The sequence below is a fragment of the Ekhidna sp. genome (assembly GCF_963691765.1).
Classification (GTDB): Bacteria; Bacteroidota; Bacteroidia; order Cytophagales; family Cyclobacteriaceae; genus Ekhidna.
Genome location: NZ_OY829375.1, coordinates 1,565,815 through 1,588,692, shown reverse-complemented (window position 1 = coordinate 1,588,692; position 22,878 = coordinate 1,565,815). Strand labels below are relative to the sequence as shown.

Sequence of the window (22,878 nt, the reverse complement as noted above, 5' to 3'; positions counted from 1 at the left end):
TATTTAATGTTTACCCAAATTAATCACTGCCATATAGGTAAAATTAGGAATGAAATTAGTACTATTGAATAACTAATCGTATTTCAAAACCTAACTCCTAATCGTATGAGAAGACAGTTTTACCTACTTGTCTGTCTTGCTGTGGCGTTTGTTGCCAAAGGACAAGACTGGACATCCAACAATTCAGAGCTTTACTACATTTCCTCTCAAGGGAAAGTATTCATTGAAGCTGATCACAGTGCAATGGCAATTTATTTTAAAGATGGTATCAGTAGTGACGCCAACAATAGATTCAAAAGCACTTTATCTAGAACCAATACCCAACTTTCAGATTCAGACATAAATGTGATGGATCTAAAAGGCATGATTCAAATCAAATCATCCAAAGGGTTTAGTTCAATCAGAAATGAGAGAGAACGAGCGACATTTTTAAATAACATTAACCTTGATGGAGCATATGAGGTGCTTCCTGCATTTCAAGTTGATGGAATGCAAGCTTGGTTAACTAAGCGCGTTGTGATTCGCCTAAAGGATGGTGTAGATCTTGGACAAGTACAAGATATCATCACCAAAAACGGAGGTGAATTCGTGAAGAATCTAACGGATGCTAATACATTCATTTTCGAGGTTGAGCAGATAAGTAAACAATTCGATCTTATCCATGCGATCAATGATAGAGGACTGCTAGATTGGGGAGAGCCTGATTTTAAAATGGAGATTTTACGAAGAATTGATCCGTTTTACCAGTATCAGTGGCATTTGAATAACACTGGAGGAACAGACCTTGGTGGAAAAGCACTTTTAAATGACGCAGATATTGATGCGCCAGAAGCTTGGGGAATTTCAACTGGAACTAATGTTACTGTTGCTGTAATTGACGATGGCGTTGAGAACCATGAAGACATGGCTACTTTGTTGCCTGGTTATACGCCTGCAAATGGAGGAAACGGAAATCCGTCATTATCTACAGACGGGCACGGTCAACAGTGTGCTGGACTTATTGCAGCGCTTCATAATGAGACTGGAGTAAGAGGAGTAGCGCCTGGTGTAAGCATGTTTAGTGTAAATATTTTCGCTCCCAACACTTCCAATGCTGATGTTGCTGATGGTATCAATTGGGCGGTAAATAATGGAGCTGATGTACTATCCAATTCTTGGGGCTTTACATCATGTACCGCTAACTTATCTTCTATTACATCTGCTTTTAATAACGCAGCTACTAACGGTAGGGGCGGACTTGGATGTATCATATTGGTAGCTTCAGGTAATGACTTTAACACTTGTGTTTCTTATCCAGCAGATCTTACTTCGGTAACAGCAGTTGGAGGAATTTCAGGTGATGGTGCAAGAAGTAATTTTAGTAATTATGGTCCTACTTTGGATCTTGTTGCACCAAGCAATGACGATTGGCAGTTTAATGCTCAAGGTCAGCTAATTAGCACTGCTCATGACTTAGTTACTATTGATAGAGAAGGTAGTGCCGGATGGTTTTCTGGCAACTATAGTGATGGATTTGGAGGTACGTCTGGAGCAACTCCAATTGCTGCTGGTGTAGCGGCATTGGTACTTTCAGTAAATCCAGCGCTAACAAAAGCGGAAGTTGAGAATATACTTTATTCTACAGCTGATGATATCGGTCCTTCAGGATTTGATAATGAATATGGTCATGGAAGAGTCAATGCTTATCAGGCGGTGCTTGCAGCAGGTGGCGCAGTTGACAATACTCCACCATCCACACCTACTGGATTAGCTTCTTCAAATATCCAATCAACTTCTTTCGACATTAACTGGAATGCCTCTTCTGATGATGTAGGTGTTACAGGATATAATATTTATTTAAATGGATCTTCAATTGGGACTGTAACAGGAACATCTGCATCAGTTACTGGTTTGTCTCCAAGCACAAGTTATTCAGTAGCTGTTTCTGCAGTAGATGCAGCAGGAAATGAGTCGTCGCAATCTTCTTCTATAAACGTTAATACAGATGCTGCTTCGCTTAGTTGTTCTTCATCGGTAACCTCATATCCATATTCTGAAGGATTTGAGTCAGGAGCAGGATGGACTCAAGCAGGTGGAGATGATGGTGATTGGTACCGAACGAATACAAATACTCCTTCCAACAATACTGGACCAACATCTGCGGTTGAAGGATCATATTTCTTGTTCTTAGAAGCTTCTACAAACAACAGTCCAGGTCAAATTGGAAACAATGCTACAGCAATATTGGAAAGTGATTGTTTTGATCTAAGTAGTGCGAGCAGTGCTACATTCTCGTTCCAAAATCATTTGTTTGGATCAAATGTGGGATCACTATCATTAGAATTATCAGTAGATGATCAAACATGGTCTAGCCTGTGGAGCTTATCTGGTAACCAAGGCAATCAATGGAACGCCGTAGATGTTAACCTTGATGCTTATGCGGGAGGAGTTGTTAGATTGAGATTTGTAGGAACAACTGGAAATGGCTGGTCAAGTGATATAGCGATTGATGATTTATCATTGACGACAGACGGATCTGGAGGAGGAGATACTCAAGCTCCTTCCACTCCGACAGGACTTAGCGCTTCAAATATCACTACTTCATCGTTTGATATTTCTTGGAATGCTTCTTCGGACAACGTTGGTGTCACTGGATATAATGTTTATCTCGATGGATCATCAATTGGAACAGTAGCAGGTACATCTGCATCTGTTACAGGATTATCGGCATCGACTACCTATAATGTAGCAGTTGAAGCATTCGATGCTGCAGGTAACACTTCAAGTCAAGCGTCGGGTAATGTTACAACTGATACTCCTTCAGGTGGATGTTCAAACGTTACAGTGGATTCGAATGATTTTGAATCAGGATGGGGTATTTGGAATGACGGTGGATCGGATGCCCGAAGAAGTGCCAATGATGCAGCCTATTCAAATGGAACATACAGTATCAGACTAAGAGACAATACTTCAACGTCCACGATGACTACCGATAATATTGATTTGAGTTCATTCGATGATATAACAGTTTCATTTAGCTACTTAGCTAGAAGCATGGACAATGCAAATGAAGACTTTTGGTTACAAGTTTCAACCAATGGTGGTTCATCTTTCACAACTGTAGAGGAGTGGAATCAAGGGGATGAGTTTGTAAACAATGTAAGAGAAAACGATGCCGTTACGATTACCGGTCCATTCTCATCAAACACTCAGTTGAGATTTAGATGTGATGCTTCTGGTAACAGTGACTGGGTATATATAGATGATGTTGTTATTACTGGATGTTCTGTAGGTGGTGCTTCTGCGATCATCGCAAGAACTAATAAGCCACTCATCGAGGACGAAGACGATTTCGATTTATCAGATCTCGAATTTTATCCAAATCCAGTACAGGATGTTTTAAGGATGAATGGAATGCCAGAAGAAGCCATTGTTAGATTGGTTAGTCTATCTGGTACTTTATTAGAGAGTGGGGTTGGTATCAAAGAAATAGATATGACTGGGCTTCAAACGGGTCTCTACATTTTGCAGATAGAGCTTGAGGATGACACAGAATCATATAGAATTCTTAAGCAATAGCTTTTATTAAAAAGTTAATTAAAAAGACACCCAGACAACGGGTGTCTTTTTTTGTTTTAATTCGTTCTATTTTTGCCTCACGATGGGAATATTTAACGTCTTTAGCAAAGAGAAAAAAGAATCACTAGACAAGGGATTAGAAAAGTCTAAGGAGAATTTCTTTACCAAACTCAATAAGGCAGTTGTTGGTAAGTCTACGGTGGATGCAGATGTCCTTGATGAGTTGGAAGAAGTACTGATTACTTCTGATGTAGGCGTAGATACAACTGTTAAGATCATCGATCGTATCGAAGAGCGTGTAGCAAAAGATAAGTATCTAAATACTTCTGAATTAAACAGAATTCTTCGCGAAGAAATAGCCGGCCTGCTGTCTGAGAATAATACAGAAGATCTAGTTGATTTCGATATTCCACAAACAGAAGGACCGTATGTAATCTTGGTCGTTGGAGTAAATGGCGTAGGAAAAACTACAACTATTGGTAAGCTAGCTTCCCAGTTTAAAGCTTTAGGTAAGAATGTAATACTTGGCGCCGCTGATACATTTAGAGCAGCAGCAGTCGATCAACTAATTATGTGGGGTGAGCGAGTAGGTGTTCCAGTTGTTTCCAAAGGAATGAATACCGACCCAGCAGCTGTAGCTTTCGAGGCAGCCAAACGAGGTAAAGAGGAGAATGCAGATGTTGTAATAATTGATACCGCTGGAAGACTACATACCAAAGTGAATTTGATGAATGAGCTTTCGAAAATCAAAAATGTCGTTCAAAAATTTATTCCAGAGGCACCTCATGATGTAATGCTTGTGTTGGATGGGAGTACAGGTCAAAACGCATTCATTCAGGCTAAGGAGTTTACCAAAGCAACAGACGTTAGTTCGTTAGCTATAACTAAACTAGACGGAACTGCTAAGGGTGGAGTTGTTATTGGAATATCGGATCAGTTTAAGATTCCGGTAAAGTACATCGGAGTGGGTGAAAAGGTTGAAGACTTACAAGTTTTCAATAAGACTGAATTTGTTGATTCATTTTTCAAAAATTAAGAGCTACCTTGTAGCTACATGAAAAAGCTCATACTCTTTTTCAACTCCTTTTTAGTTTTCTTACTAGTCATATCTCCGTTTGATTTAATATGTCAAACACCTGTTTTAGACAGCCTTCTAATCGAGTATAGCTCGACCAAGAACATTCAAGATAAATTGACAATACTCAGGTCCATTACGGCAGAAGAGCCCGAAACGTACCAAAAAATTGCGTATGCAAACGAGCTTCTTGAGTTGGCTCAAAAAAATGAATTGTATTTCTTCGAACATTCTGCCGAACTGCAACTTGGTGTAGGATATCGATTTATGGGAGACCTTTCCAAGAGCTTAAAACACCTATTGGCTTCTCTGGAAATTGCGGAAAACAACAATGACGAAAAACTAATTGGATCATCTATTGGAGAGATTGCAGCAACGTACGCTAGCCAGGGAGATATTAGAACCTCTGTCCAGTTTTCGAATCGAACTATCAGCATATTTAGAAAGCAGCAGGATACACTAAATCTTTCCATTGCATTGCTCAACACAGCTTATGATTACTACACCATCAATGAGTTGGATTCTTCGGTAATGTATGGAATGGAAGCAGACCACTTAGTATCTAATTATTCTGATATTAATCCTACCAGAAGAACATCTCTTTTAGCATATATTAGAGGTAACATGGCAATCACGCAAGCCGCACTTGGTCAAAAAGAGATTGCAATCGAGGCTTTGAATAATAGCATTGAAAGCTTAAGAACGATGGATGACTATTATGCCATCGCCGACTTCTTGAAATTCTTAGGACAAATTGAATTTGAATTAGGTAGAGTTTCTAAAGCTGAAAAGAACTCGTTGGAAGCATTGAACCTTGCTGACACGTATGGTTTATCAGAGCTATATAGAGATTTGAACCTCCTTCTTTATCAAATCAAGGAATCAAAAGGAAAATATAAAGATGCACTAGCATACCATCTAGTTTATTCTGAATTAGCAGACTCAATAGAGAATAAAAATGTGATTCGTCAAATGGCCAATCAAAGGTCCGCGTTTGAATTAGCTCAAAAAGAATCTGAAGTTGAGCTTTTAAAGGCTCAGCAAAAAAATCAGCAAGCTGTTATTGTCACTGCAACAGTAATTGTATTTGCGTTTGCCATTCTTGTGATAGTAATATTTATCTATTATCGATCTAAGATTAAAACCAATAGAGTTTTAAAGAGACAAAAGGTGGCACTTGAGCGACTGAATGAAACGAAGGATAAATTCTTCTCAATTATCTCTCACGACCTTAGAGGCCCAGTTAGTTCACTCTTTGGGGTAAGTGGATTGATTCGTCATTTCGTAAAAGAAAAAGATACCAAGCAGCTTCTCGAAATGGCAGATCATATGGAAACTTCCGTTGAGCGCTTATCGAACCTTCTAGACAATTTACTTAATTGGGCGATGCAGCAGCAAGGTCATTTTCCAAATGTTCCAGAGAAAGTAGATATATCCGATATGATAGAAGAGATCATTGGTATGTTTTCTAATATGGCTAATGGTAAGCAGATACACTTAACCTCCGAAATAAATGAGCCGATTTTTTTATGGGTTGACCGAAATAGTATTCACACCATCTTTAGGAACCTTATTAACAATAGTATAAAGTTTACTCCTGATGAAGGTTCCATTGTCTTACAAGCCAGATTAGATGCTGAAATGGCAGAAATCTCTATCACGGATTCTGGTGTGGGAATGTCTCAATCCAAACTGGACAAACTCTTTAATTTGAATGGAGAAGGAGCTACATATGGAACAGCTGGTGAGAAAGGGTTAGGCTTAGGATTACAGCTTGTAAAAGAGTTTATGGACATGAATAATGGTGAGATATCCGCACAAAGCGAGGAAAACAAAGGAACCACCTTTATTGTAAGATTACCATTGTTTGATAAAAATGAGGTGACTGAAAAAGACTTGATTAAGTCGGGTCACTAGTAACATCACGGATTGCCTTAAATAAGGCTTTTTTATCTAAGCTGACCTTTCTAATGTACTTGTCAATCTTAAGTTTCTTTTCTTTAGTAGGCTGATTAACATGTGCGGAGATCATAATAATCTTCGGTTTTTTATCCAGTGTATCGAGTGTTTCAAAACCGTCTAGATATGGCATTTCAAGATCGATTAGTAATACATCCGGCTTATGCTTAACTACTTGCATGATGCCATTAACTGGATTTGGGTGAGTGCTCAACAACTGCATATTTTCAAATTCATCAAAATATGATTTTATCAGTTGGAGAAATAATGGATCGTCATCGATAGCAATGCAAGTAATCATAGCGATAGAATTTAGGAAAATTTGAGCTATTAATCCACTGATGGAGTTCCACCAACAATCTTATTGGATTGTACCTCTCGAAGAGACTCCTCAGTTATTTTGAAATAGAATTTGGCAAAATCACGATTTACTTTCACCTCAGAGCAAATTCCATTTGTATAGGTATAGAGATTCAAACCGTCAGGAGATTCCATTTCATACTGATGTTCACCTACTTTGACAAAAGTTAAGTAGTCACCAAATTGAGGGGAGAATACTTTCTTCCCATCATGCGGTTCTTCAAAATAGATAGTTGCTACTGAATAATCGATATGATCATTGATTGTAGTTTGTGTTCCATTAATATCTAATGTGTACTTGGATCCATCAAACCAGATGGTTGATTTTTTTTGTGTTGACCCGTTGAGTTGGTTGTGAGTAAACTCTTTGATTAATTGACCATACTTATACTCGCTGGTTGATTCGTAATCAACAGTGAAGGCAAATAGAATTCTGAATGTTACTTCACTTTTAATTTCATATTTGACCTGATTTTCAGATAATTTTCTTTTTACGGTCATGTCTCCCAACTTCTTGCTGCCTTTCACTACATCATAATGAACTGTCTGTCCCAGGGCTACCTGGAAGACAATCATAGATAATAGTATAGTAAGGCTTCTTATCACTTCGATAAATCAATTAGCTTAAAGACAGGAATTATTTTAATATGTTTCCGTGTTTAAGATAGACTAAAAAAACTTCATCCAATGAGATACAAAAAAGTTAGTTTCAAAAATTCCGACGGATTAGAGTTATCGGGCCGTTTAGATTTTCCATTAATTGGTAAACCAAGGGCTTATGTACTTTTTGCTCATTGTTTTACCTGTTCAAAGAATCTTAAATCTGTCGATCATATAAGTCAGGCATTTACACAGCAAGGCATGGCCATTCTTCGATTTGATTTTACTGGATTGGGACAGAGTAAAGGAGACTTTGCTGATACTAACTTTTCTTCTAATCTATCTGACCTTAAGGAAGCTTATCAGTTTCTAGAAGAACATTACGAAGCACCTCAAATCATGGTCGGTCATTCGTTGGGTGGAGCTGCAGTTTTACATGTATCTGGTGAATTGGAGAACGTAAGAGCCGTCGCGACTATTGGAGCACCTTCAACTCCAGACCATGTAAGTCATTTACTTGATAGTGGAAGAGCTGAACTGGAAGCCAAAGGAGTGGCCGATGTAAATATTGGTGGAAGGACATTTAAGATGAAGAAACAGTTTTTAGATGACCTGGAGCAAAAGAAAGGCAGTAGTGTAATCAAAAACTTGCACAAAGCACTATTGGTCATTCATTCACCTCAGGATAAGATTGTGGGTATTAACAACGCCCAAGAAATATACCAGGAAGCGATACATCCTAAGAGCTTTATTTCATTGGATGGAGGGGATCATTTGATGACCAAAGAAGGAGATGCCCAGTATGTCGGTTCTGTCATTGCCAACTGGGCCACTAGATATATTGAAGAGCTTGAGCAAGAGGAGGTCCCCGAAGGTGAAGTGCTAACAAGAATAGGAGAAAAAGGATATACCACTGAGGTGATCGCCGGTAATCACTTAATGGTTGCTGATGAGCCTCCTAGTGTGGGTGGAGATGATTTAGGTCCAACTCCGTACGGTTATTTACTGTCAGGTCTTGGTGCATGTACTGCCATGACTTTAAGGATGTACGCTGACTATAAAAAATTGCCATTGAAGGAAGTGGAGGTGAAGCTGACGCATAACAAGGTCCACAAAAAAGATGGAGAGAACACAGAAAATTCAAGTGGTAAAATCGATTTGATCAAAAGGAAGATTAAAATTACTGGGGACTTGACCGAAGAGCAAAGAAAGCGACTAATTGAAATTGCCGATCGTTGCCCAGTTCATAAAACCATTGAAGGGAAACCTGAGATTGTTACAGAAGAGGTAAAGTAGAGCTACTGTAGCCATTCCAATTTGTGAAGCAGCTCCTCTTTGTGGTTTACAAAAAGAATGTTGATGAAGTACAGAATGCGATATTAGAAGAGTGTGGATTGGAAGAAAAGATTGTCAACAAAGCAGGCAAGATGAAAGAACTAACAGAAGCAATGGTATTCTTGGAAGAGAACATTTGTGATTAGTAATCTCACCTGGTTTTTAATAAAAGTCACAGATCTTCCTTTAGATGATTGAGCACCTCGGTATAAGATCCGATTAAACTCCTTTCCTGTGAGTATAATTCGCCAAAGCCAAGGCTTAGCATGCTTGCAAGTCTACGTGCATTGGAAGGATCATAAGAATCAGGATCGACAAAAAGCTTTGCCAATTGCTTCCATGTGTTGTCTGGGCCCTCTTCCTGCACACTGTAGACATTGGAAAGCTTGTAAAGAGTTTCATAGTCGAATGAGTTCACTACTCCACTAAGTTCTGCACTTCGCCAAGCACCGCTTTGCAGCTTTGGATTCCAAATACCTCTATCCAGGATTTGAATCATCGCTTCCATTCCAGACTTATAATTGAGTGTGCTCCATAAGCTATCTGACGAAACGTATTGGTTCAGTTTTTCAGACATCGCTTTGTGATATGGCATTTTCTGCTCTAGGTCAGCCTTATTGTCTTCAAGTTCGCTGATAATATTTCTTAATACAGTCTTTCTGGTTTGCTCTTCTTTAACAGAGCTTCTCCATTCACTCAGAGCAAGAGCAAGAGACACTGTAAATACAATAAGAACTGCTTCAATGAATATGTGCCGGAAGTCGATTTTGGATTTCGCCATATCCGAAATTATCCAAATTGAGCTTAAAGGAGAAAAAATTCATATAGTAGCTTATCCAAACTGAGATAGAAGGAGCAAGATAAAAGCTGAAACTGCGGCTAGCGCATGTAACAAAGCAAGAGGAGTGGGCACTGTGCTTGCAGCCAATTCTGACTGCTTTGATTGCTTTGAAAAAAACTCACGATATAGCATATAAATTCCGAGCAAGGCTACGAAAATGAAAATGATAAAAGATGTAATGTTCGTGTCTTGACTAATCAGCGTGTAAACAGTAAAGAACGCCATTGCTGCTACTGCAAAAAGAGCATGTAAAAGTGCAATCCAATACTTAGGTTTTTTTCTTCTTACAACGCAGAATAATAAATAAAGACCAATAAGAGCAGCTAGTGTGAAAGTTCCAATTACTATGTGTATGCTTTCCATGAAGTAAACTTAGCACAACTACTCAGTGAAAATTTTGATTGATGAGCAATTCAAAAAGAAATGACTAGTGACCGACATTCCATTTTAAGGAATGCTATTGATTTGCTATAATAGAATCATAGATCTGCTTAACCTGAAGATCGCCATATCCATAGATGGGCAGTCTTTCACAGAATGCTTTGAAGACAGTACCAAAATCATTGGTTGACTCTTCTTTAATGATTTCACGTAATGTTCGTTCTGGCAATCCAGGATTTCCATCTCTCGGTTGTCGTTCAAAATGGGCTTCGATGGCTTTCATCACAAATGGAAAATCTGAATACATCTGGACACCCAATTTTAGCAGTCGTTCAATGTGGTCTTTCTTGTAGGCAAACCAAAGGATCGCAAATTGATTCACATTTATTGGAGTAAGAGAAATACGGGTTTTAAATGTCTGCACCAATTGTTCCTGACTAAGACCTCCAAACCCATACCTTAATGAGTCCTTAGGTATTACCAAATTCACTTTATGGTTTTTTAAATAAAGTAGGCTGCAGGTAAACCACAGATTGATTTGACAGAAGAGGTCTTCTTCAAACCATAGATTGATCTCGCCATCATTCAATGCGGCGATCTTAAGTATTTCATCTTTTGAGCTGCTATAATCTGCTTCACCAAAAGCTTCATTAATATAATCCGCTCTAATACTGAGCAGCTCTTCAAGTGAATTGGATTGGACTGGCCCCTGAACCAAACATTCTCTAGCGACAATAATCTCTCCTGAGACTTCCTCAGGAAATTGCTCTTTGAGCGCATCGCCGTTTAGAATGTGTATCTGATTCAAAGTTTATTCATTTAGTGTTTGCTCCATATTCACATCTACGGTAGCCTCTTCTTCATCTTTTTTAAAGTATCTCTTCTGATAAATAATGATGAAACAAATGGCTACAAAAATGGATGCATCAGCAATATTGAAGACTGGCCAAAGAGCCATATAGTCTCCTCCCAGTAACGGAATCCAATCTGGAAGATACCCCTCCCAAATGTCGATATAGAACATATCTATCACTTGCCCATGAAACCATCTTGATGGCGCATCAAATGGAGCGTTATCAAACCAAACTCCATAGAAGATGGAGTCTATTAGGTTGCCTATGGCTCCACCTAAAATCAGCGCAATACAAATAGTAAGTCCCTTATTGGCATTCTTGACAATAAGCATGTGTAAGTAATAACCTATGGCAATCATAGCTCCAATTCGAAATACGGTTAGAATTAACTTACCGTATACAAAATCAAGCTTCATCCCAAATGCCATTCCAGGGTTTGTCAAATAGTGCAGCTTAAACCATGAGCCAAATATCATAATCTGACCTTTCGTACCCATATCCATGTTATAGTATACAAGCATCTTTACTACTTGGTCAAGTACAATTATCACGAATGTGATTAAGAAATATTTAACTATTTGATTCTTCATCAATTTGCTACTTCTATTTGAACGTTAATTTCTATTCCATCTATATCAAACTTCTCACCGCCGCTTAAATCTTTTGATTCTAGCGATACAGCTTGAGTTTCTGTTTTGATATAATCTGCGAAATCTGTTAGTGCATCACTCATCATATTGTCTGATGTAGCGTAACTAACAACAATTTTATCTTGAACTTCAAGGCCATTGTCCTTACGCAGATTTTGAATTCTATTGACCATGTCACGACTTAATCCTTCTTTACGAAGGTCGTCAGTGATTGTAATATCCAAAGCTACAGTTAAGCCTCCTTCAGAAGCCACCAGCCATCCTGGGATATCTTGAGATGTAATTTCTACATCCTCCAACGTCAATTTAATTTTTTCACCTTCAACGTCTATTTCCAGAGAATTGTCTCGTTCGATCATGGCTATTTCATCCTTTCCGAATCCATTAATGACTGATGAAATAGCTTTCATTTTAGGTCCATATTCTTGTCCTAATTTTCTGAAATTTGGCTTGATGTTTTTCACCAATATTCCTGAAGCATCGTCTACATATTCTACTTCCTTTACGTTGATTTCTGTTTTAATCAACTCTTCAACAGCCTCTATTCGCTCCTTCACTTCTGACTTTAGTATTGGGATCAATACTTTTTGCAATGGCTGTCTAACCTTGATTTTTTCTTTCTTTCTCAGCGAGTGTACCAACGAAGAGATGTTTTGAGCAAAATGCATGCTCTCAGTCAACTTTTGATCTACTTTACTCTCGTCCGAAACAGTCAATTGGCTCAAATGAACAGACTCGTGTTTGAGAGGCGTATCATTCTTATTTGCTGCTTCTCTGATTCCATCAGAAAGGTTTTTATATAGCCAATCAGAGTAAAATGGTGCAATTGGACTCATTAGCTGTGAAGCCACCATCAAGCATTCATAGAGCGTTTCATATGCAGCTTTTTTGTCCGCATTAAGCTCACTTCTCCAGAACCGTTTTCTTGATAACCGAACATACCAGTTGGATAGCTGATCATTCACAAAATCTTGAATCGCTCTTGCTGCCTTTGTTGGTTCGTAGTCTTCATAAAATGAAGTAACATCCTTAACTAAAATTTGAAGTTCAGAAAGTATCCAGCGGTCAAACCTTGGACGATCTGCAATCGGAGTTACATTCATCTCATCCATTTGGAAGCCATCCAAATTTGCATAAAGAGCAAAGAAGGAATAAGTGTTGGTCAGCGTTCCAAAAAACTTACGTTGAACCTCGGCAACACCTTCGAGATCAAATTTCAAATTGTCCCAAGGGTTTGCATTGGCAATCATATACCAACGTGTTGGGTCAGCTCCGTATTGATCTAACGTCTCGAATGGATTGATGGCATTACCCAATCGTTTGGACATTTTGTTGCCATTTTTATCAAGAACTAATCCATTCGCAATTACATTTTTATATGCCACACTATCATTCAGCAAAACGGCAATTGCATGTAAAGTAAAGAACCAACCCCTTGTTTGGTCAACACCTTCTGCAATGAAGTCAGCAGGGTAGTTTGACTTGTAAGTTTCTTCGTTTTCAAAAGGATAATGCCATTGAGCATATGGCATCGCTCCTGAATCAAACCAGACATCGATAAGGTCTGGCTCTCTCATCATTTTCTGTCCTGATTCGCTTACCAGAATTACATCATCTACATAAGGTCTATGCAAATCAAAGTCTTCTGGAAGGTCTGCATTCATGAAACCAGCTTCAGCAGACTTATGAACTTCATTCTGAAGTTCTTCAATACTGCCAATGCACTTCATTTCACTACGATCTTCTGTCACCCAGATCGGTAGAGGAGTTCCCCAAAATCTAGATCTACTTAAGTTCCAATCTACCAGGTTTTCAAGCCAGTTGCCAAAGCGTCCTGTTCCGGTTGAAGCCGGTTTCCAGTTTATTGTTTTGTTTAAATCTACCAGTCTATCCTTCAGAGCAGTGGTTTTAATAAACCAAGAGTCTAATGGATAGTACAGCACCGGTTTATCGGTTCTCCAACAGTGTGGGTAGGAGTGTACATATTTTTCAACTTTGAACGCCTTATTATCTTCTTTCAGCTTGATAGCAATGAGAACATCCGTTGGCTTGAAGTCTGGATTACTCCTTTCTTCATCGCTGTAATATTCTTCTTTGACAAAATAGCCTGCAAAGTCAGTGATCTCTTTAACGAAGCGCCCTTGTTTGTCAACTAGAGGCAGGTCTTTTCCTTTCTCATCCTTGATCATTACTGATGGCACGCCAGCTTGTTGATTGACTCTAAAGTCATCCGCTCCAAAGACTGATGCTGTGTGCACAATCCCTGTACCATCATCTGTAGATACGAAATCTCCAGGGATAACTCTAAATGCCTTTTCTTCCAGTTCTTGGTTGGTGACGTATGGCATTAATTGCTCATACCTTACTTCGAGAATGTCTTTCCCCTTGAATTCTTGGGTGATCTCAAAAGGAATGAGCTTATCACCAGATTTGTAATCGCTAAGGGATAAATCTTTTGCTTTTTCTGAGAAGTACTTACCTACAAGATCCTTTGCAAGAATCACTGAAACAGGTTCATGTGAATATTGATTGAAGGTTTTAACTTTTACGTAAGTTATTTTTTCACCAATAGCGAGTGCACAGTTAGATGGAAGTGTCCATGGAGTAGTTGTCCATGCTATAATTCTCACATCCTCACCCTCATTTTCGAAAAGGAAAGATGATCGATCATTATTCTTCACTTTAAACTGAGCAATGACAGAGGTGTCTTTGACATCTCGATAAGTGCCTGGCTGGTTAAGCTCATGAGAACTTAGTCCAGTCCCTGCCGCAGGAGAATAAGGTTGTACGGTATAACCCTTATAAAGAAGATCTTTATCGTATAGTCGCTTGAGGAGATTCCAAACAGACTCAATGTATTCTTTCTCAAACGTGACATATGGGTTGTCCAGGTCAACCCAGTAACCCATCTGGCGAGTAAGTTCATCCCACTCACTTTTGAATTTCATTACTGCTTCCCGACACTTGGCATTGTATTCTTCAACGGAAATCTTTTTGCCAATATCATCTTTGGTGATGCCGAGTTCTTTTTCAACTTGGAGCTCCACAGGTAGACCGTGCGTATCCCATCCACCTTTTCTTTTTACTTGATATCCTTGAAGCGTTTTATATCTGCAAAAGATATCCTTTACCGTACGAGCCATCACATGGTGTATACCAGGTGTACCATTTGCAGATGGTGGCCCTTCGTAGAAGGTGAATGTGTCATTACCTTCTCGAGTAGTCACTGATTGATCAAAAATCCCATTATCCTCCCAAAATTTTTGAACGGATTTGGCTATTTCTGAATAGCTGACTTTTTTATATTCAGGATACTTCACTGTCAGTAAAAATTGTAATTGAATCTATTTTTTCTTTTTTGGTTTGTCATCGTCAATGCCCTCCGCAAGCTCAGGTATATCTTCGATTAGGGGATGCTTAGTCTTGTCGCGTTTGCCACTGTCAAACTGTAAGATTAGCGCTGGCAAAACCACAACATTAGTAATCATTGCAAAAAACAGTGTAATGGAGGTAAGCTTCCCAAGTGCAATAGTTCCTCCGAATTCTGACAAAACGAAAATGATGAATCCGAAAAACAGGATAATTGACGTGTAAATCATACTTGATCCAGTTTCTCTAATACTCTTGCTTATGGCTTTGGAAACATCAAATTTCTTCGCAAAAAGTTCTTGTCTATACTTCGCGAGAAAGTGTATCGAATCATCAACAGATATTCCAAATACAATACTGAAGATCAATGCGGTACTTGGCTTCAATGGGATTCCAAAATAGCCCATGATTCCTGCCGTAATTAGCAGCGGGATAATGTTTGGAATAATAGAAACGATAATCATTTTAAAGTTTCTGAATAATAGCGCCATGATTAAAGCAATGATGACGAATGCAATAAGCATTGAGGTAAGCAAATTCTCAATCAAGAATTTATTGCCCTTGATAAACATCAGGGTAGTGCCAGTTACATTGACATCCAATTTAGAATCCATGAAAATGGAATCTATTTGAGGTGCAATTACACCGTTTACCAACGAGTCTAATTTGTTAGATCCTATATCAGCAATTTTTAACGACACCCTTACAAATTGACCTGTTGAGTCAATAAAAGATTGTGAGAGCTCCTCTGTTTCTCCCTCGCTTAAAAAGCGCATGATAAATGGCAATTCTCGATTGGTAGGCAAAGAATAAAAACCCACGTTCTGATTGTAAAAGGCTTGTCTTGCTGCTTTGGCAAAACTTACAACAGATATAGGTTGAGATATCCCATCAATTGAGGAAATGAAATTTTCAAACTCATTGATCTTCCTCAAGTTTCTTAAATTCTGAACTCCTTTTTTAGCGCCTGTATCTATAATTACTTCAAGAGGCATTATTCCACTGAAGTTTTGTTCGAAGAATCTCAAATCCTTTTTTAGCGGACTTTTTTCAGGAATATCATCGACCATGTAAGACACAGCTACAATTTTTGATAATCCAAATGCTGAAACAGCTACTACTGCTATTGTGATAATGAAAATAGCAGGACGCATCTTATGAACGGCAATATCAATTTTCTTAATCACCCAATCGAGGAGTTTGAACTTAAGATGTTTAAGATGTTTCTGTGATGGCGGCTTGTACAGGGAGAACACACCCGGAATCAGGATGATACTCACAATGAAAGTTGCCATGATATTGATGCCGGCTACTATTCCAAACTCTACAAGTACGTTAATTTGAGTGGTAGCTAATACAAAAAATCCTACTGCAGTAGTCAGGTTGGTAATAAAGGTCACCACACCAATTTTCCTAATGATTCGACTCAGTGCCTTCATCTGATCACCATGCTCACTAAATTCATGGTGATACCTATTTAGCATGTATACGCTATTCGGTATTCCAATTACCACAATAATTGGTGGAATGAGACCGGTCAAGAGCGTGATCTTGTAGCCAAGTAATGCTAAGGTTCCCATCACCCATACAACAACTACTCCGATAATGATTAGTGGGAAGAATACAGCCTTAAATGATCGGAAGAACAAGAATAAGATTATTCCCGTGACGATCAATGAAAGCACCAAAAACATATTTAACTCAGCTTTTACTTTGCTAGTTGTAATAGATCTTGAATACGGAAGTCCTGCAAAGTGAACATCGATGCCAGTTTCTTGTTCAAATTTTTCACCCTCATCAATAATGAAGTTCACCAGTTGGTCTCGATTCTTCGAATTGAGTATTTCCTTCTTTATAGTGATAAGCAATAGAGTAGCTCCGTTCTCGTCATTGATAAGTTGACCACTGTAAAACTTGAGACTTCTTGCCCCGCCTAGAAGGCTATCAAGTGTTGGTTGGTCCTGAGGGATTTCATCAAAAACTGGCTTTAATTCGAATATCCTTTTTTGATTGTTTCTTTCAAGCTTTTGAAGATTAGGCAGTCCTAAAACATTTCTTATTCCTTCCTTAGCTTCTAAGGAGTATGTCAACTCACTAAACTTTTTAAAATTTTCAAGCTCGTAGACGCTACTGTCTTGAACCCCTAGCGCCATTATATTTCCATCCTCACCAAACGTTTTTCGAAACTGACGGAAGTATACCATATCCGAATCACTTTCGGGTACAATATTGGCCAGGTCATAAGACCACTTAATGTTTTGAGATTGATATCCCATAAACACCGTCACCAATGCTAAAAAGACCATTAGTGTGACGCGGAAACGTAGGATTGTATGAGCTAGTTTGGACCACATAATAAAATAGTGCGCAAAGGTAAGAAGATCATGCTTAGAGGCAAGATTTTCAGGGGTTTATGATCTTTAGTTAATGGAAGATTTAAACATTTATTTAATTCTCATCAAATACCATTGCTAAAGGTATGCCGAAGTTTGTTTTTAGGATTATTTAATTCTTACAGTTGGATAGAATTTTCTGAGTCGTCCATTTTACCTTATTGCTATTTGTATTGCTATGTGGATAAAGGATTGGGTACCTTGCAGCAATGCATAAAAATGTATGGACACTAACCATTGCTCAAGCTTTCATTATGTCCGTGAATTCTCTCAATGTATTCGCGGGAGGATTGATTGGAAATAAAATTGCCCCTTCAGAAAAACTGGCAACCTTGCCCGTTGCTTCAATAATAGTTGGTACTGCCTTGGCTACGGTCCCTTTGACGATGATGATGAAAAATCTTGGTCGAAGAAAGACATTTTTGATGGTGGCCGCTTATTCGTTAATTATAGCATTATTGGCATCTTATGCCATTTATATATCGCATTTCTACCTCTTTTCTTTGTGCACATTCCTTTTAGGTGTGACTAGCGCTTGCATCATGCAATTTCGATTTGCCTCTATGGAAAGCGTTGCTGAGGATCAAATACCAAAGGCAGCATCTTATGTACTATTAGGTGGAATTGCTGCTGCTTACATTGGTCCAGAAGTGGCGTTGCTGGGGAAAGATATCTTGGCGACGGAGTTTGCAGGCTCGTTTTTATTGTTGGGAGGTTTATTTGTAATGGGATTCTTGATTTTGTTGAGATATGAGAATACCATAAGTCAAGAAGAAAAGGCTATAGCTAAACCCCGGAAAATGTCTGTGATTGCGTCACAAAAAACATTTTGGGTTGCGATATTAGGCGCTACTATTGGCTATGCAGTAATGGCTTTCATAATGACGGCAACTCCAGTAAGTATGCATGTCATGGATGGTCACTCGTTGAATATCACCAAAACAGTTATTCAAAGTCATATAGTTGCAATGTTCTTGCCGTCGCTAATCACTGGGCATTTGATCAATAGATTTGGCGTTTCTGTAGTTATGATATTGGGATTGATAGCATACCTGATTTGTGTTGGCTTTGCATTTGCCGGTCATTTTGTGCACAACTATTGGGTAGCTCTCATTTTACTTGGAATAGGATGGAATTTTCTATTTGTAGCAGGCACCACCCTATTGCCACAAACCCATACATCTGGTGAACGCTTCAAAGTGCAAGCATTTAATGAGTTTTTCCTTTTTAGTAGCCAGGCTGTTGCCTCACTTTCAGCTGGCTGGGTAGTCTTTGAATTTGGGTGGGAAGTTTTGCTACTTGTTACCTTGCCGTTCATTCTTATTCAGTTTATCACTTTAGCGATTTGGAAAAGCAACAAAATCATGATTCCTTCTAAAGCAGAAGATTAAGGCTTCTTGGTTAAATTTAAGTAGTAAACAACCGAGACTATGCCAAAACTGAGAATCAACTCCGTGCAATGCACCACACCAGATGAGATAGATAAAGATGAAATGTATCTAAAAAAGGATGGTCATAAGATATGGCCTGAAGGAGAGCTCTATCATAGAGTAGATACAGGTGATGTAGAGCAAGTTGGCCTCGTCATGGATGTTTCAGAAGGTTGGAATGAAATTGAATTATGGGACTATGATTTTGTAACCCTCAATGACAAGCTTGGAGTCTTCAAATTCAAAGTAGATGATATCCCAGGTAAGTTTAGCACCAGTATGACATTGCTAGAAAGAGATAGCACAGCTAGCTACATCTTGTTCTGGGAAATTCTGGATAAAGACGGAAAGTCCGTGGATGATTAGACTGGAAGTCTATATCCTTTAATCGTTTTATATAGCCTAACAGCGTGAGAATCTGTAAGTCCGCTGATAAAATCAATGACTATCTGCAAGGCTTCATAGACAGATTCAACACCTTTTAGTTGAACTTCGTATTCCTCAGGGAGAAGTCTCAAAATTGACTTATGCTTAGGCAATGGCTTATCAAATTGATTGGCATATACTGCATTAGCAAATGAGTCGATAAGGCTATCAATAACTTCGTAACCACCTGCCTCTTTTTCTAATACTAATTTGGACCGATAGATTTTGTCTATTGATAAGGTGATTATTTTCTTGAGTGCAGGTGCTGAGGGAATCAAGCTTGTTAAATCGGTATCAAAACTACCTTCACGCATGGCTTTCTCATTTTCTATAAATGCCTCTGAGCATTCTTGGATAAGTTGACCAATTGCCATTGCACGAAGTGTACCTAATCGTTCATTTTGGGATGCTATTTTCTGGACTTTTTCTTCTGAATAGGATGCCCCAATAATCTCTGCTAACAAGTTCTTTACTTGATCGAAAGGAACAAGGCCAAGTCTACAACCATCCTCCAAATCGATGATGTGATAGCAGATATCATCAGCGGCTTCAACTAAGAATGCTAAAGGGTGTCTGCTCCATTTGTTTGGAGCTAGCTCTACAAGCTCCATTTCTAAAGCCATTTCAGCGAATAGGCTAGCATTGCATTGATAGTATCCAAACTTTTTCTGACTCTTTCTGCCTTTTTCCTTTTCGCAGGATGATGAAAGCGGATATTTGGTGAATGCACCGAGAGTGGCGTATGTCAGTTTCAACCCCCCATTTCCCTTGCTGTTTAATATTCTAAGTCCTTGAGCATTTCCTTCAAAGGTTGTAAGGTCTTTCCATTCCTCTTTTGAAACTTTATTTTCAAAGAATTGGCCATGTGGGTTAGTCAAAAAGAATGATGAAATGCTGTCTTCTCCTGAATGGCCAAATGGGGGGTTCCCTAAGTCATGCGCAAGGCAGGCGGCACCAACAATGCCGCCAAAATCATGCACAGTATATCCTGCTTTACTAAGCTCAGGATACTCTTCTAGAAGATAGATTCCCGCATTCTTGGCAAGTGAGCGTCCCACAACTGATACTTCTAAACTATGTGTCAATCGGGTGTGTACAAAGTCGTCTTCGGGTAGCGGAAAAACCTGTGTTTTATCTTGTAGTTTTCGAAAAGGATGGGAGAAAATGATGCGATCGAAATCTTGTTCAAACCGACTTCTTGTTTGATCGTGTGCTATATTTTGACTTTCGCCAGGTCGTTTATGTGATAAAAGTTGAAGCCAATTCATGCGTACAAATTAGGTTTTTTCTAACAATAGCGGATCTTGGTGCAGCAGTTTGCAAAGTGTTGAATAAGTCATTGGATGCTTTTCGTTGAATTCAACAGGTCTCTCAAAGAAATTTTCAACAGCCACAGCAAAGAATTCTTCATTGTTAACCCCTCCGTACTTTCTAAAAAAAGTCTCTTCACCATTCTTGATCTCTATCATCGTTCTACGTGCATGATTTTCCCACTTTCTTAAAACTGTATCATCTAAAAAGCCATATTCAGAATTCATAATCCTATTTTCAAGCCTTAGCGCATGGGCCATTTCATGTAGACCAAGGTTCCTTCCATCTTCTTGCAAATAGCCTTCTACAAAGTCCTTCCACGAAAGTGCTATCGCCTTCATTTTTGGATTCACTTCACCTTTATGATAGGCTTTATTCTGATGGTTATAGAAGCTCTCAGGAAAAACGAAAATCTTATAGAAATACGGAAATATTATCCCTCTAAAGCCGAAAGTAAGCTGAGCTGCAGATGCAGAAATCAAAACTTTCATTTCATCACTAACAGACTGCATTTGCCTAGGGATGAAATCCTTACTAGACATGAATCTTGCAACCTTATGAATGAATAATTTCTTCGATTTTGGAGGGAGCTTCTTGTAATAGACAAAATGCTTCTGCAGGTATCTAACATGTGTTTCATTGAAGAAATATGGAGATAATTGGGATTTCGCCTCCAGGAAAAAATAGTAGATCACATCATAAAATATCCCCAGGATCAAAAAGCCAATGAATCCAAATAAAATGACAATTAAAATCATTGCATTTTTAGCAGATGTTTCATGTCTACTTTATCATGAAGCTTTTGAATTAATTCGGAGACTGATACTCTTTCTTGACTCATGCTGTCACGTTCTCTGATGGTCACCGTATTGTCCTCCAATGTTTGATGATCAATGGTCACACAATATGGAGTGCCGATAGCATCTTGCCTTCTGTACCTTCTTCCGATGGCGTCCTTTACATCGTATTGGAAAGTAAAATCAAAACGAATTTCATTCAATATTTCTTCAGCTTTTTCAGGCAGACCATCCTTGTTTACAAGGGGAAGAATAGCAACCTTGTTTGGCGCTAAAGCAGGTGGAATCTTCAAAACAGTACGTTCACTTCCATCCTCTAGTTTTTCTTCTGTATACGCTGCCGACATTACTGCGAGAAACATTCTATCTAATCCAATAGAGGTCTCCACTACATATGGCACATAGCTTTCATTCGTATTTTGATCAAAAAACTGAAGCTTCTTACCAGAGTGCTCTTCATGCGCCTTAAGATCAAAATCTGTACGAGAGTGAATTCCCTCTAGCTCTTTGAATCCCATCGGAAAATCGAATTCAATATCTGCCGCCGCATTGGCATAGTGAGCAAGATTGATGTGATCATGGAATCGATAGTTCTCTTCACCAAGGCCTAGTGCTTTATGCCAGTTTATTCTTTTTTGTTTCCAGTGCTCATACCATTCCATCTCAGAGCCAGGCTTCACAAAAAATTGCATTTCCATCTGTTCGAATTCACGCATTCTGAAGATGAATTGCCGTGCAATTATTTCGTTTCTGAAAGCCTTACCAATTTGTGCAATACCGAAAGGGGGCTTCATACGTGCCGTCTTTTGTACATTGAGGTAGTTCACAAAAATCCCCTGAGCAGTTTCGGGTCTTAAGTAAATTTTATCTGCGCCATCAGCCAATGATCCCATTTCAGTAGAGAACATCAGATTGAATTGACGAACATCTGTCCAATTCTTAGAGCCAGAAACAGGGTCTGCAATTTCTAATTCTTCTATCAGTGCTTTTACATCTGCTAAATCTCCACTTCCCAGCGAGTTGCCTAATCGATCCTCAATAGACTTGATCTTTTCCTTGTAACCAACAACCCTTGGATTGGTGGACACAAATTGCTCTTCATCAAAATCATCACCAAAACGCTTAGCTGCTTTGGTCACTTCTTTTTTGATTTTTCCTTCAATCTTAGCGATATACTCTTCCACCAAGACATCAGCTCTGTATCTTTTCTTTGAATCTTTGTTGTCGATGAGGGGGTCATTGAATGCATCCACATGACCAGAAGCCTTCCAGGTAGTAGGGTGCATAAAAATAGCCGCATCTATTCCAACAATATTTTCATGCATGCGCACCATTGCTTGCCACCAATATTCCTTGATGTTGTTCTTAAGTTCAGATCCATTCGGCCCGTAATCGTAGGTTGCCCCTAGGCCATCATAAATATCACTTGAAGGATAGATAAATCCGTACTCTTTGCAGTGAGAAACAATGTTTTTTAATGATCCTCCGTCTGGTGTATTGCTCATAGCCCGCAAAGATATATTTAGCTATTTTCTTTTA

The 22,878-nt window shown here is 38.8% G+C and carries 18 protein-coding genes; 7 read left to right on the top strand and 11 right to left on the bottom strand.

Features of this window, described 5'->3' with window-relative positions; genetic code table 11:
* Window positions 1-105: 105 nt before the first annotated feature.
* The 3 genes from ACY650_RS07400 (at window position 106) to ACY650_RS07390 (ending at window position 6,550) form a co-directional block, all read left to right on the top strand.
* The gene (locus tag ACY650_RS07400) at window positions 106-3,558 is read left to right on the top strand and encodes a S8 family serine peptidase (RefSeq protein WP_462253284.1); all 3,453 of its coding nucleotides are present in this window, start codon (window positions 106-108) and stop codon (window positions 3,556-3,558) included.
* Window positions 3,559-3,640: 82 nt separating this feature from the next.
* Window positions 3,641-4,594 carry a signal recognition particle-docking protein FtsY gene (ftsY, locus tag ACY650_RS07395; RefSeq protein ID WP_462253282.1) on the top strand — a complete coding sequence of 318 codons (954 nt, stop codon included), beginning with the start codon at window positions 3,641-3,643 and terminating at the stop codon, window positions 4,592-4,594.
* A gap of 18 nt (window positions 4,595-4,612) precedes the next feature.
* A complete protein-coding gene (locus ACY650_RS07390; protein WP_462253280.1) occupies window positions 4,613-6,550 on the top strand; it encodes an ATP-binding protein in 1,938 nt (645 codons plus the stop codon).
* Here ACY650_RS07390 and ACY650_RS07385 read toward each other — a convergent pair.
* Together ACY650_RS07385 and ACY650_RS07380 are read right to left on the bottom strand one after the other, a co-directional pair.
* Window positions 6,534-6,893, bottom strand: a complete 360-nt coding sequence (locus tag ACY650_RS07385) for a LytR/AlgR family response regulator transcription factor (protein ID WP_462253278.1) — start codon at window positions 6,891-6,893, stop codon at window positions 6,534-6,536. The two genes, ACY650_RS07390 and ACY650_RS07385, sit on opposite strands and share 17 nt — an antisense overlap.
* A gap of 29 nt (window positions 6,894-6,922) precedes the next feature.
* Window positions 6,923-7,528, bottom strand: a complete 606-nt coding sequence (locus tag ACY650_RS07380) for a DUF6134 family protein (protein ID WP_462253276.1) — start codon at window positions 7,526-7,528, stop codon at window positions 6,923-6,925.
* Window positions 7,529-7,639: 111 nt separating this feature from the next.
* Here ACY650_RS07380 and ACY650_RS07375 point away from each other — a divergent pair, with 111 nt between their 5' ends.
* Both ACY650_RS07375 and ACY650_RS07370 read left to right on the top strand, forming a co-directional pair.
* Window positions 7,640-8,848, top strand: coding sequence for a bifunctional alpha/beta hydrolase/OsmC family protein (locus ACY650_RS07375; protein WP_462253274.1), 1,209 nt, complete (start codon window positions 7,640-7,642; stop codon window positions 8,846-8,848).
* A gap of 23 nt (window positions 8,849-8,871) precedes the next feature.
* The gene (locus ACY650_RS07370; protein ID WP_462253272.1) at window positions 8,872-9,033 is read left to right on the top strand and encodes a hypothetical protein; all 162 of its coding nucleotides are present in this window, start codon (window positions 8,872-8,874) and stop codon (window positions 9,031-9,033) included.
* A 26-nt stretch (window positions 9,034-9,059) separates the two neighbouring features.
* On the opposite strand, the gene ACY650_RS07365 is transcribed toward ACY650_RS07370, so the two are convergent.
* The 6 genes from ACY650_RS07365 to ACY650_RS07340 form a co-directional block, all read right to left on the bottom strand.
* Window positions 9,060-9,668, bottom strand: a complete 609-nt coding sequence (locus tag ACY650_RS07365; RefSeq protein ID WP_462253270.1) for a hypothetical protein — start codon at window positions 9,666-9,668, stop codon at window positions 9,060-9,062.
* A 51-nt stretch (window positions 9,669-9,719) separates the two neighbouring features.
* A complete protein-coding gene (locus ACY650_RS07360) occupies window positions 9,720-10,091 on the bottom strand; it encodes a hypothetical protein (protein WP_462253268.1) in 372 nt (123 codons plus the stop codon).
* A 94-nt stretch (window positions 10,092-10,185) separates the two neighbouring features.
* Entirely contained in the window at window positions 10,186-10,917 is a 732-nt protein-coding gene (locus tag ACY650_RS07355) for a DUF1835 domain-containing protein (RefSeq protein ID WP_462253266.1), read from the bottom strand.
* Between the two features lie 3 nt (window positions 10,918-10,920).
* Window positions 10,921-11,553 carry a lipoprotein signal peptidase gene (locus tag ACY650_RS07350; RefSeq protein ID WP_462253264.1) on the bottom strand — a complete coding sequence of 211 codons (633 nt, stop codon included), beginning with the start codon at window positions 11,551-11,553 and terminating at the stop codon, window positions 10,921-10,923.
* The gene (gene ileS / locus ACY650_RS07345) at window positions 11,553-14,933 is read right to left on the bottom strand and encodes an isoleucine--tRNA ligase (protein WP_462253263.1); all 3,381 of its coding nucleotides are present in this window, start codon (window positions 14,931-14,933) and stop codon (window positions 11,553-11,555) included. Before ileS ends, ACY650_RS07350 begins: the two co-directional genes overlap by 1 nt.
* Before the next feature lie 24 nt (window positions 14,934-14,957).
* Window positions 14,958-17,336 carry an efflux RND transporter permease subunit gene (locus ACY650_RS07340; protein ID WP_462253261.1) on the bottom strand — a complete coding sequence of 793 codons (2,379 nt, stop codon included), beginning with the start codon at window positions 17,334-17,336 and terminating at the stop codon, window positions 14,958-14,960.
* Window positions 17,337-17,584: 248 nt separating this feature from the next.
* On the opposite strand from ACY650_RS07340, the gene ACY650_RS07335 reads away from it, so the two are divergent.
* Window positions 17,585-18,766 (top strand): MFS transporter, encoded by a 1,182-nt coding sequence (locus ACY650_RS07335; RefSeq protein ID WP_462253259.1) that lies wholly within the window; start codon window positions 17,585-17,587, stop codon window positions 18,764-18,766.
* Window positions 18,767-18,805: 39 nt separating this feature from the next.
* The gene (locus tag ACY650_RS07330) at window positions 18,806-19,171 is read left to right on the top strand and encodes a hypothetical protein (protein ID WP_462253257.1); all 366 of its coding nucleotides are present in this window, start codon (window positions 18,806-18,808) and stop codon (window positions 19,169-19,171) included.
* Here the strand turns inward: ACY650_RS07330 and ACY650_RS07325 are convergent.
* From ACY650_RS07325 to ACY650_RS07315, 3 genes are read right to left on the bottom strand one after another with little or no spacing between them, the layout of a single operon-like run.
* Window positions 19,168-20,499 (bottom strand): deoxyguanosinetriphosphate triphosphohydrolase, encoded by a 1,332-nt coding sequence (locus ACY650_RS07325; protein ID WP_462253255.1) that lies wholly within the window; start codon window positions 20,497-20,499, stop codon window positions 19,168-19,170. The genes ACY650_RS07330 and ACY650_RS07325 overlap by 4 nt on opposite strands.
* A 9-nt stretch (window positions 20,500-20,508) precedes the next feature.
* Window positions 20,509-21,300 carry a zinc-dependent peptidase gene (locus ACY650_RS07320; RefSeq protein WP_462253253.1) on the bottom strand — a complete coding sequence of 264 codons (792 nt, stop codon included), beginning with the start codon at window positions 21,298-21,300 and terminating at the stop codon, window positions 20,509-20,511.
* Window positions 21,297-22,844, bottom strand: coding sequence for a glycine--tRNA ligase (locus ACY650_RS07315; protein ID WP_462253251.1), 1,548 nt, complete (start codon window positions 22,842-22,844; stop codon window positions 21,297-21,299). The genes ACY650_RS07320 and ACY650_RS07315 overlap by 4 nt, the downstream gene beginning before the upstream one ends.
* Window positions 22,845-22,878: the final 34 nt, after the last annotated feature.

What these genes read in the sequence shown, in the direction of transcription:
- ACY650_RS07360 (WP_462253268.1), bottom strand. Translation starts at nt 10,091, where the DNA reads ATGGAAAGCATACACATAGTAATTGGAACTTTCACACTAGCTGCTCTT.
- ACY650_RS07335 (WP_462253259.1), top strand. Translation starts at nt 17,585, where the DNA reads ATGCATAAAAATGTATGGACACTAACCATTGCTCAAGCTTTCATTATG.
- ACY650_RS07390 (WP_462253280.1), top strand. Translation starts at nt 4,613, where the DNA reads ATGAAAAAGCTCATACTCTTTTTCAACTCCTTTTTAGTTTTCTTACTA.
- ACY650_RS07315 (WP_462253251.1), bottom strand. Translation starts at nt 22,844, where the DNA reads ATGAGCAATACACCAGACGGAGGATCATTAAAAAACATTGTTTCTCAC.
- ACY650_RS07350 (WP_462253264.1), bottom strand. Translation starts at nt 11,553, where the DNA reads ATGAAGAATCAAATAGTTAAATATTTCTTAATCACATTCGTGATAATT.
- ftsY (WP_462253282.1), top strand. Translation starts at nt 3,641, where the DNA reads ATGGGAATATTTAACGTCTTTAGCAAAGAGAAAAAAGAATCACTAGAC.
- ACY650_RS07340 (WP_462253261.1), bottom strand. Translation starts at nt 17,336, where the DNA reads ATGTGGTCCAAACTAGCTCATACAATCCTACGTTTCCGCGTCACACTA.
- ACY650_RS07320 (WP_462253253.1), bottom strand. Translation starts at nt 21,300, where the DNA reads ATGATTTTAATTGTCATTTTATTTGGATTCATTGGCTTTTTGATCCTG.
- ACY650_RS07365 (WP_462253270.1), bottom strand. Translation starts at nt 9,668, where the DNA reads ATGGCGAAATCCAAAATCGACTTCCGGCACATATTCATTGAAGCAGTT.
- ACY650_RS07380 (WP_462253276.1), bottom strand. Translation starts at nt 7,528, where the DNA reads ATGATTGTCTTCCAGGTAGCCCTGGGACAGACAGTTCATTATGATGTA.
- ACY650_RS07375 (WP_462253274.1), top strand. Translation starts at nt 7,640, where the DNA reads ATGAGATACAAAAAAGTTAGTTTCAAAAATTCCGACGGATTAGAGTTA.
- ACY650_RS07325 (WP_462253255.1), bottom strand. Translation starts at nt 20,499, where the DNA reads ATGAATTGGCTTCAACTTTTATCACATAAACGACCTGGCGAAAGTCAA.
- ACY650_RS07330 (WP_462253257.1), top strand. Translation starts at nt 18,806, where the DNA reads ATGCCAAAACTGAGAATCAACTCCGTGCAATGCACCACACCAGATGAG.
- ACY650_RS07400 (WP_462253284.1), top strand. Translation starts at nt 106, where the DNA reads ATGAGAAGACAGTTTTACCTACTTGTCTGTCTTGCTGTGGCGTTTGTT.
- ACY650_RS07385 (WP_462253278.1), bottom strand. Translation starts at nt 6,893, where the DNA reads ATGATTACTTGCATTGCTATCGATGACGATCCATTATTTCTCCAACTG.